The organism is Coprococcus intestinihominis, from assembly GCF_040096555.1.
Classification (GTDB): Bacteria; Bacillota; Clostridia; order Lachnospirales; family Lachnospiraceae; genus Coprococcus_A; species Coprococcus_A intestinihominis.
The window spans coordinates 1-9,336 of record NZ_JBBMEK010000120.1; the positions used below are offsets into that span (position 1 = coordinate 1).

7 protein-coding genes and 1 pseudogene are annotated in these 9,336 nt (G+C 44.8%); 1 reads left to right on the plus strand and 7 read right to left on the minus strand.

Features of this window, described 5'->3' with window-relative positions; genetic code table 11:
• From WMO25_RS10145 to WMO25_RS10165, 5 genes and pseudogenes are all read right to left on the minus strand, one after another.
• A pseudogene (locus WMO25_RS10145) lies at positions 1–342 on the minus strand (two-component sensor histidine kinase); the annotation flags it as partial.
• A 6-nt stretch (positions 343–348) separates the two neighbouring features.
• Entirely contained in the window at positions 349–1,032 is a 684-nt protein-coding gene (locus WMO25_RS10150; RefSeq protein WP_349085202.1) for a response regulator transcription factor, read from the minus strand.
• Positions 1,033–1,043: 11 nt separating this feature from the next.
• The gene (locus tag WMO25_RS10155) at positions 1,044–2,834 is read right to left on the minus strand and encodes a Na/Pi cotransporter family protein (protein ID WP_349085204.1); all 1,791 of its coding nucleotides are present in this window, start codon (positions 2,832–2,834) and stop codon (positions 1,044–1,046) included.
• 258 nt (positions 2,835–3,092) lie between these two features.
• Entirely contained in the window at positions 3,093–3,749 is a 657-nt protein-coding gene (locus WMO25_RS10160; RefSeq protein ID WP_349085205.1) for a CatA-like O-acetyltransferase, read from the minus strand.
• A 14-nt stretch (positions 3,750–3,763) separates the two neighbouring features.
• Positions 3,764–4,744, minus strand: a complete 981-nt coding sequence (locus tag WMO25_RS10165) for an alpha/beta fold hydrolase (RefSeq protein ID WP_349085207.1) — start codon at positions 4,742–4,744, stop codon at positions 3,764–3,766.
• A 483-nt stretch (positions 4,745–5,227) separates the two neighbouring features.
• Here WMO25_RS10165 and WMO25_RS10170 point away from each other — a divergent pair, with 483 nt between their 5' ends.
• On the plus strand, positions 5,228–7,345 hold the full coding sequence (locus tag WMO25_RS10170; protein ID WP_349085209.1) for a PTS sugar transporter subunit IIABC: 2,118 nt from the start codon (positions 5,228–5,230) through the stop codon (positions 7,343–7,345).
• Between the two features lie 75 nt (positions 7,346–7,420).
• Here the strand turns inward: WMO25_RS10170 and larE are convergent, their stop codons facing one another.
• On the minus strand, positions 7,421–8,230 hold the full coding sequence (larE, locus tag WMO25_RS10175) for an ATP-dependent sacrificial sulfur transferase LarE (RefSeq protein WP_349085211.1): 810 nt from the start codon (positions 8,228–8,230) through the stop codon (positions 7,421–7,423).
• Between the two features lie 188 nt (positions 8,231–8,418).
• Positions 8,419–9,336, minus strand: a 918-nt coding sequence (locus WMO25_RS10180; RefSeq protein WP_349085212.1) for an HAD-IC family P-type ATPase, incomplete at its 5' end; no start/stop codon positions are given.

The window sequence follows — 9,336 nt, forward strand, 5'->3', positions numbered from 1 at the left end:
CTGACCTTCACCTGTTTCAAACGCCGCCTTGATCTCCTCACGGTTGCTGTGGTTTTCCATGCCGCCGATATCCGCATTGGTATCCAAAAGGACTTTGCCTTCTTTGTCGATAATCGTGACACGAAGATTATCCAGCTGATGCACTTCCTGAATCAGCGTTGCTTCATCATATGTATCCACACTGGTCAAAACATAGGCGTATGTTCTCACATCACTGAAAACCTGTGCTTTAAAACGCTGATAAAACAGTGCCGTCACAATGGTTGTGGTAATAAGGATGACCAGGGCCGCGATCAGACAAAACTGCAGATATATTTTGTGCTTCATCTTTTTTCCGCGCATGGCCTTCTAATTCTCCTTATCCGACATAATATAGCCGACATTTCGAACAGTCTTGATCATAGAACCGGCCTCACCGAGTTTTTTACGCAAAGTCTTGATATGCATATCCAAAGTTCTCGATTCACCCTCAAAATCAATGCCCCAGATACGCTCCATGATCGTATCTCTCGCAGTCACAATCTCTGCATTGGACATCAGAAGTTTCAGCAGCTCATATTCCTTATAGGTCAGCTCACAGACCTGATCACTGACATATACGGCATGCTTTTCATCATCCATAAATACATTGCCCAGCGTCAGGAATTTCTTTTCTTCCACATAAGCACTTCTTCTCAGCAATGCCTTGACTCTTGAAATCAGTTCCATAATACCAAAGGGTTTGGTAATATAGTCATCTGCCCCTACATCCAGTCCTTTAACCTTGTCGATTTCTGATGTCTTGGCTGTCACCAGAATAATCGGCAGCTTCTTTGTCTCCGGTATGGACCGGAGCTTTCTCAAAACGTCCAGTCCATCCGCATCAGGAAGCATAATATCCAACAGCAAAAGGCTCGGCACTCTCTCCGACACCTTTTTAAAAAATTCTCTGGCATTATCAAAACCTTCTGTCTGATATCCGCTGTTTTTCAGAGCATAAGCCTCTATTTCCTGAATATTCAGGTCATCCTCAAGAATATATATTGTTGCCATTTTTGTCCTCCTTATGACTGCGGCAGCGCATAAACTGCCTTATCCTTCTGATAGGCTTCACGGAATGCTGCATCTTTGTTTTCTTTCAGGTCTTCCAGATATTCATGGACATCAAATACATTCTCATGGATTCTCAAAAGGTCAACGGCCAGATTGGAACAATGGTCTGCCACTCGCTCATAATTAATCGTGATATCTGATAAAACAAAACCAAGTTCCACAGAACATTCGCCGCTGCGAAGTCGTCTGACATGACGCTGCTTCAACTCATCATTCAGGTAGTCGATCACTTCCTCAAGCGGTTCCACCTGACGTGCCAAATGAATATCATCATTCTTAAATGCCTCAATAGACATATTCATAATATCTCTCACTGCTCTGGAATAAACTTCCAATTCCTGAGCACCCTTATCCGAAAATGACAGGTTTTTCTCGTTCATTTCCTGGGCCTTTTCCATAATGTTCACCGCATGATCGGAAATTCGCTCTAAATCCCCGATGCAATGCAGCAGCATAGACAGGCTCTTGCTGTCTTTTTCCGACAGATCACGACTGCTGAGTCGAATCAGATACGTACCCAGACGGTCCTCATAATGATCCACTTTATTCTCCAGTTTCAGAACATTCTCTGCCTTTGTCTCATCATATTTCTGCAGAAGCTCCATGGCAATAAACAATGCCTGTCTGGAAAGCTCGGCCATATGAGATGTAACGGAATAACAATTCTCCATGGCAAAACCCGGTTTCTCAATGAAACGATCATCCAGCAGAAGCAGCATATCCTGTCCTTCCTCTGCAGGCTGTACAGACTGCTTCTCATCTTCATCAGATGTTCTGACAGTAAGGATCGCCAGTTTCTCAAGTCCCCTGTGGAAAGGAAGTAAAATAGCTGTTGCAAAAATATTAAACACACTGTGGATGACCGCAATACCTGCCGGATTGGCCATATTGTCGATAAAACTGAAATGGACAAATGCATTCAGCGCATAAAAACCAATCATAAAAATCGTCGTACCGATAATATTGAAATACAAATGGACAAATGCTGTACGCTTTGCATTCTTGGATGCACCGATACCGGACAGCAGTGCCGTCACACATGTACCGATGTTCTGTCCCATAATAATAGGAATAGCTGCACCATAGCTGACGGCCCCTGTCACACATAAAGACTGCAGAATACCGACCGATGCCGATGAGCTCTGGATCACTGCCGTCAGGACAAGGCCTGCCAGCATACCCAGCAGCGGGTTCTTGAACATCAGCAGAATATTCGCAAATTCAGGCACATCCGCCAGTGGTTTCACCGCATCACTCATGGTTTCCATACCAAACATCAGCACGGTAAAACCAATCATAATGGTACCTATATCCTTTTTCTTCTCATTCTTGGAAAACATCAGAAATCCGATGCCGATTACGGCCAGAATAGGTGAAAAAGAGGACGGCTTCATCAATGTCAGAATAAAATTGTCCCCCTGAATACCTGTCAGACTCAGAAGCCATGATGTCACGGTTGTACCGATATTGGCACCCATAATAACACCAACTGCCTGAGACAGCTTCATAATACCGGAATTAACAAAGCCAACAACCATAACCGTTGTGGCTGACGATGACTGGATGACAGCTGTTACACCAGCGCCTAACAGTACAGCCTTGAAAATGTTGTCTGTCATCTTCTCCAGAATACGTTCCATACGTCCGCCGGACGCCTTTGACAGACCGTTGCCCATAACTTCCATACCATACAGAAAGAGGGCAAGGCCGCCAATCATCGTTAAAATATCAAATACACTCATAAATTTCTCCTTTACATGTCTTCATAACATCCATCTGTTCATGAATAGTTTCCCTATTCATTCCCGATTATACGATGACTATGTAAAGGCTAAAGGCATTCCATGTAAAATTAATGTAAAATTTCATTTACATTCGGGTGTATTTTCAACTTTTTGAGCTTTATTTACGTAAATTCTGTGTAAACCCATAATCTTGCCCGCATTTCCGCACAGCACCTGACAGATTATGGGCAACTCCCATCTACCAGTTCTTCTCTATTATTTCTTCAGCCACTTTTTACAATGACTGCATTGTTCCTGTATATCGTTGATCAGCATAGCAGTATGATAACCATCTGCTACGGCATGATTGACCATTATGCTGAAAGGCAGCATCCAGCGATCATGAACCTCATGGTAACGTCCGAAAACAATAATCGGAAAATACATCTGCCGCGGTCCCGGTGTGTCATGTCCCACAGATATAAAAGAAACCCAAGGTACACAGGATACCGGTGTAAAGGCATCCGGACGATCCGGCTTGGCTTTGATTCCTTTGCTATCCTTATACTGCTTCATATCTCTGCAGACATCTTTGTAAAATATGCTGAAATCCTCATTCCATTCTGTCCAGATATCTGAAAATGTCTCATCATCTTCGTGAAAAATCGTGTAGGACGGATGACAGACATCATATACGCCCAGATGGCCTTCTTCATCCAGGGCCATTCTGAAATTCTCATGATGGTTAATGCTGTACATAATGGCATACATCATCGCCGGATAAAAATGAATCCCCTTTTTCCGGCAGCGTTTCCTCAACTTCGTCACATCCAACTCCACATTCATCTCATAACTGGTGCGGATCTGTTCATTATAATATCGATAGTGTTCCCGACGCGGCCACTGTTCCATGTCTATACGTTCAAATGTCATTTCTACTCCTCCTGTCATGCCTCCAGCGCCTCAAGACGCTTTTCTATAAAGGAAAGTATGTCCATCTGTACCTGTTCATAATCAAGTTCATTGAGTATTTCATGTCTGTCTCCGGGATAAATCTTCATTTCGACATTCTTAACCCCTGCCTCACGGTAAGTTCTGCAGATTTCCGGCACGTCCTTACCGAAATGTCCCACAGGATCATCACTTCCCGCCACAAATAAAAGCGGCACTTCTTTCGGCAGTTTGCTGATATGGGCCGGCTCCTGAATAAAGCTCAACACATCAAATAAAACTTTATAACCGTTCAATGTAAACATAAAACCGCAATACGGATCCTCAAGATAAGTGTCAACATTCGCATCATTCCGGGACAGCCAGTCATACTCTGTTCTGACAGACGGATACTGTTTATTATATGAGCCAAATGCCATTTTCATCATCAGCTGACTTCGGTGATGTTCACCTCTGACAACACTCAGGCTGTTGGCTGTGGTCTTCGCCGCACTCAGCAGTGCCGGCGGCTGTGAACCCGTCCCCATCAGTATCGCACCATCCAGCTGGCTGCCATAAGTCATCAGATATCTTCTGGCCATAAAAGATCCCATACTATGCCCCAGAAGGAAATACGGTATTCTCGGATATCTTGCACGGATCGACTTCGTTACCTTATATAAGTCATCCACGACTGTCTCAGAGCCCTTTGCCTTCGGAAAATATCCCAGTTCCTCTTCACCCTTCGCCGTCTCCCCATGGCCCAGATGATCATTGCCGATCACCATCATACCATGCTGTGCCAGGAATGTCGCCAACCTGTCATAACGATCCACATATTCACACATGCCATGGGAAATCTGAACAATCGCCCTGATCTCCTCCAACGGATGCCACGAGATCACATGAAGCTTATTCACCCCGTTCGTTGAATTCAAATAAAACTCTTCCTTCTCTACCATACCTGCGCCCCCAGTTCGTTTCTCATCATACATCATCAATTCACATCCCGACTCCACCCTTCCCCGCTTGAAGCCGATTATTCTATACCATCTATTATATCCGAATATCACATAAAACACCAGAAATACACACAAGCTGCCAACAACTTTTTATCCCTATTATACAAATGTGTGTTATCATAAATATAGAAAAAATAATTTATCAAATATAACATCTACATGATCGCTATCACTCACGGATGTTTTTACATAAACTATTTTTACAAACAATACCTCTGACATTCACAGACAGGTGGGATAGAACATTCTGTCTATTCCCTTGGATTAAGCTGAATATTTCTGATGTTTCAAGGCAGGTGCTTCAACGCCGGTTGGTACTTAGACCGTGTTTTGTACGGTCTTATGTACCACTACCAGGCGTTGGCAGTGCGAACGTGCCTTCCTTGAAACATCAGAAATATTCAGCTACCCAGTATCTAGGGCAGAATGTTCAATCCCACCGTCCCGAAAGGATTTTTTATGAAAAAACACCTCTTCAGTCTTTTGCAGCGTATCGGTCAGTCTTTTATGCTGCCCATCGCTCTTCTGCCTATCGCCGGTATTTTTCTCGGCATCGGCAGTTCTCTGACCAATACAAACATGCTGGCCGCCTATCACCTGAAAGGGCTCATGGGGCCCGGAACAGCTCCTTACATCCTGTTTTCACTGCTTAACAGTGCCGGTTCGATCATTTTTGACAATCTGCCGATTCTTTTTGCTGTCGGCGTTGCTATCGGTATGGCCCGGAGCGAAAAAGCCACAGCCGCACTTTCAAGTATTGTTGCTTTCTTTGTTATGCACAGTACCATCGGAAGTCTGATAACTTATACGGGTCGAAGCCATTCTTTTCTCACCGGTGCAACCAGCGAAATTGTCGGCATTACGTCCCTGCAGATGGGTGTTTTCGGCGGCATCATTGTCGGGCTTGGCGTTGCTGCATTGCATAACCGTTTTTACAAAATTGAACTGCCCAAGGTTTTTTCGTTTTTTGGCGGAACACATTTTATCCCGATCATCAGCGCAATCACTTATGTCGGCATCGGTATTCTTATGTTCTATATCTGGCCGCCGATCCAGATTCTGATCAACGATGCAGGCAAACTGGTGCTGATGTCCGGATACGGCGGCACTTTTGTCTACGGGCTTCTGGAACGCGCCCTGATTCCTTTTGGGCTCCACCATGTTTTCTATATGCCTTTCTGGCAAACCGCTGTCGGCGGTCGTGAACTTGTAAACGGCCAGCTCATTGAAGGTGCCCAGAATATCTTTTTTGCAGAACTTGCCAGCCCTGATACTTCACATTTCAGTGTCGCAGCCACACGTTTTATGAGCGGTAAATTTCCGTTGATGATGTTCGGTCTTCCCGGCGCTGCCCTGGCTATGTATACCTGTGCCCGCCCTGAAAATAAAAAAGCTGTAGGAAGCCTTTTGCTGTCCGCAGCCATCTCCTCCGCTGTCACTGGAATTACAGAGCCTCTGGAATTTGCCTTTTTATTCGTCGCTCCGCCGCTATATGTCATTCACTGTGCATTTGCCGGCCTCTCCTATATGCTCATGCATATGCTGAATGTTGGTATCGGCATGACATTTTCCGGCGGTTTCCTGGATTTCTTCCTGTTCGGCATTCTCCAGGGCAATACCAAAACCAGCTGGCTGCATGTCATTCCTGTAGGTATCCTTTATTTCATTGTTTATTTTATCGTTTTCCGGGTAATGATTTTGAAATTTAACTATCAGACACCGGGACATGAAAAGGACAATGCCACCTCTGTCAATAACGCTGACAACAAAAGTCAACAGATTCTTGACGGTCTGGGCGGTCTTGAGAACATTTCCGATTTAAGCTGCTGTGCGACGCGCCTGCGTGTCACTTTACATCGGCCCTCAAAGCTCAACAAAGAAAAGCTTCTCTCCACAGGCGCTGCTGCTGTTGTGGCCAATGGTGACGGCGTCCAGGTTGTCTACGGCCCGGAAGTCACGGTTATCCATGCCCGTCTGCAGGATTATATCGCTCAGATCATTCCTGCTTCATCATCGACAGCGGATAATTCCGCCGCAGTTCCAACAACTTCAGCAAAAGTCTCAAATCCTGCTGTTTCCGCAGAGGCAAAAGATTCTGACAATTTATCAGTTGCCGACGCCATCACTGATATTGTCTATGCTCCATGCAACGGCACTGTCATTCCGCTCAAAGAAATCAATGACGGTGTTTTCTCCGAAGGTTATATCGGCGAAGGATTAGCCATCGAACCTGTTGACGGCAGTTTCTATGCACCATTTGACTGTAGCGTTGCCATGGTTTTTGATACACATCACGCCATCGCACTGCACACTGCAAATGATACAGAGCTGATCCTTCATGTCGGTTTGGATACCGTCAAATTAAACGGCCAGCATCTGGAAGTATTCGTCCAAGAAGGCCAGAAAATCCAAAAAGGGGATCTGATTCTGCGAGCTGACCTGGAAGGTATTCAATCAGCCGGTTGCAGAACCGTCACCCCTGTTGTCATCACCGGTGCCGGCGGCGCTGAATCCGTCGAACTTCTTAAAACAGGACCGGTTCACATCGGAGACGATGTTCTTAAAGTCCATTATTAATGTGCATCCGGATCGCAAATTCTATCTGTCTACCTTGACTGAAAAACGGAGCTGCAATGCAGCCCCGTTTTTCGTCTAATGAAGTATTTCGTTCATACTGCCTGTGCGGTAACCGCCCAGATCCAGTGTTACATATGTAAAACCAAGTTCTTTGAAATAGTTGTAAACTTTTTCACGGATCCCCTCAGCCAACAGTTTTTCAAACTCTGACGGCAGAATTTCGATTCTTGCCATTTTGTCATGGATTCTTACACGCACTTGATAGAATCCCAGATCAAGCAGGAGCTGTTCAGCTTTCTCCACCATACCAAGCTTTTCTTCATTAATGGTTTCTCCATAAACAAAACGCGAAGACAGGCAGGCAAAGGACTGCTTATTCCATGTGGAAAGTCCCAATTCCTTTGATAACTCACGAATCTCCTGTTTGTTCAGTTCTGCTGCACGAAGGGGACTGCTGACCCCCAGCTCTTTGACAGCCACAAGACCCGGTCTGTAATCTCCATTATCATCCATATTGGAACCTTCTGCCACCGCATTCAGCCCATTCTCTTTGGCAATATTCCAAACCTTCTCAAACAACTCATGTTTGCAAAGATAGCATCGATTCTTCGGATTCTGTCTGAAACCATCGATATCCAGCTCTTCTGATTCACAAACAATATGCTGAATGTCATTTTCTGCACAGAATTTCTTTGCTTCATTCAACTCCCTTTCCGGGAAAGAACAGGATGCTGCCGTCACCGCAATGGCCTTGTCCCCCAGCACATCATGTGCTACCTTTAATAAAAATGTAGAATCCACGCCGCTTGAAAAAGCCACGGCCACACTGCCCAGAGATTTCAGATACACCTTTAAATTTTCATATTTTTCATGTAGCTGATCCATTCTCGTCCATACCTCCGATTATGATTTTATAAAATGCAAGTCTGCTCCGCAAACTTTTCATATCATATTAGTATGATTAATATGATATCATTATATCAGCATGTCCCATCAATGTCAATGAACACTTTTTTAACTACCTATTTACGTAAAACGACATACATCCCCACTATATAGGCAAAAGTAATTGCTTACAAATTCTTTACATACAATGTACGAATCGCATTCAGCACGGCAATAACCATCACACCTACATCCGCAAAAATCGCAACCCACATGTTGGCAATACCCAAGGCACCGAGAATCAGACAAATGACTTTAACACCGATGGCAAAATAAATATTCTCATAAACAATTCTCATACACTTCCGGGCAATCCTGATAGCCTTGGCAATCTTCAGCGGATCATCATCCATCAAAACAATATCCGCTGCTTCAATGGCTGCATCAGATCCCATAGCACCCATCGCAATACCGATATCTGCTCTTGAAAGTACCGGTGCATCATTAATACCGTCACCCACAAAGGCCAGTTTCTCTTTCTCATTCTTCTGTGACAGCATTTTTTCCACCATAGCAACCTTATCACCCGGGAGTAATTCACTGTGTACTTCATCAATCCCCAGATTCGCCGCCACTTTGTCCGCAACACGTTTGGCATCTCCTGTCAGCATAACGGTCTTCTTGATACCGGCCACTTTCAGTGCTCTGATAGCCTCTTCTGCATGCGGTTTCAGCAGATCAGCAATCAAAATATGACCGACATATTCACCATCTACTGCCATATGAACAACTGTACCGACGCTGTGACACTCCTGATAAGGAATACCTTCCAGTTCCATCAACTTGGCATTGCCTGCAGCAACGGTTCTGCCGTCTACCTTCGCGATGACACCTTTACCGCTGACTTCCTGCACATCCGTCACTCTGCTCTGATCAATGGCCTTGCCGTAAGCCTTCTGAAGGCTGCGACTGATCGGATGGGATGAAAAGCTCTCTGCCAATGCGGCATACTCAAGGATTTCATTCATCGGCAATGTATTGTGATGCACACCTGTTACTTCAAATACCCCCTGTGTCATTGTACCTGTCTTGTCAAATACAACATA

Bases quoted from the DNA above. Each gene is read 5' to 3' on its own strand.
- WMO25_RS10150 (WP_349085202.1), bottom strand. From the start codon at position 1,032: ATGGCAACAATATATATTCTTGAGGATGACCTGAATATTCAGGAAATA.
- WMO25_RS10155 (WP_349085204.1), bottom strand. From the start codon at position 2,834: ATGAGTGTATTTGATATTTTAACGATGATTGGCGGCCTTGCCCTCTTT.
- WMO25_RS10160 (WP_349085205.1), bottom strand. From the start codon at position 3,749: ATGACATTTGAACGTATAGACATGGAACAGTGGCCGCGTCGGGAACAC.
- WMO25_RS10165 (WP_349085207.1), bottom strand. From the start codon at position 4,744: ATGATGTATGATGAGAAACGAACTGGGGGCGCAGGTATGGTAGAGAAG.
- WMO25_RS10170 (WP_349085209.1), top strand. From the start codon at position 5,228: ATGAAAAAACACCTCTTCAGTCTTTTGCAGCGTATCGGTCAGTCTTTT.
- larE (WP_349085211.1), bottom strand. From the start codon at position 8,230: ATGGATCAGCTACATGAAAAATATGAAAATTTAAAGGTGTATCTGAAA.